The following is a 593-nucleotide window of genomic DNA, read 5'->3' on the forward strand; positions in this document are numbered from 1 at the left end:
GGTGCCGCGAGGGCGGCGGAGAAATGGTCGTAGGGCGCGCCGAGCTGGGCGAGCAGGCCCTGTGGGAGGTCGGCCGCGCGCCTTCCGATCTGGCGGTAGCCGGTGGCGCCCGCCAGCGTCGCGATGAGCGCGACGGCGAGCACGAAAGGAAGGTCGTAGACCTTCCCGCGGTCGGCGCGGAAATCATTTACCTGACGCAGCATCTCGAGAAGTCGCGCGGCTTTCTCGTCGGCGGCCTGGTCATGGCCGTTCGACAGCGCCGCGCCGGTCTGGCATGATGGCACGCGGTGGCCTTCTTGGTCGGGTTTTGTTTGGTCGCGCTTTCATCATCCGACCGGAAGGCCACTTCCGTCACTACGGCTGGCCACGTTTTCGGTAATTCGGCTGCCGGAGTTTCTCCGGTGAGGCTCTGCGCCGTTTCCTCGGAATTGTATCCGGGTGTGCGTGGCCTTGATTTGTGCGGCCCATCCCGGGCGAGTGTGGCGGGATCGCGTCCAACTCGCGCCGCTCCGCGCAGGGCACCGTGAGGCGTCCCACAACGTGGCTACGGAACGTAGCCGATCACAACCTGGTGCGATCTCTGCGCAGCCCTG

Annotated in this window: 1 protein-coding gene; it reads right to left on the bottom strand. The window is 66.6% G+C overall.

The window, feature by feature from the left end:
• Positions 1-284 (bottom strand): transposase family protein (locus AC559T_RS15385; RefSeq protein ID WP_498869177.1); only part of this gene is annotated, 284 nt, incomplete at its 3' end.
• Between the last annotated feature and the right edge of the window lie 309 nt (positions 285-593).

The organism is Frankia sp. Hr75.2 (assembly GCF_949319125.1).
GTDB classification, from domain to species: domain Bacteria; phylum Actinomycetota; class Actinomycetes; order Frankiales; family Frankiaceae; genus Parafrankia; species Parafrankia soli.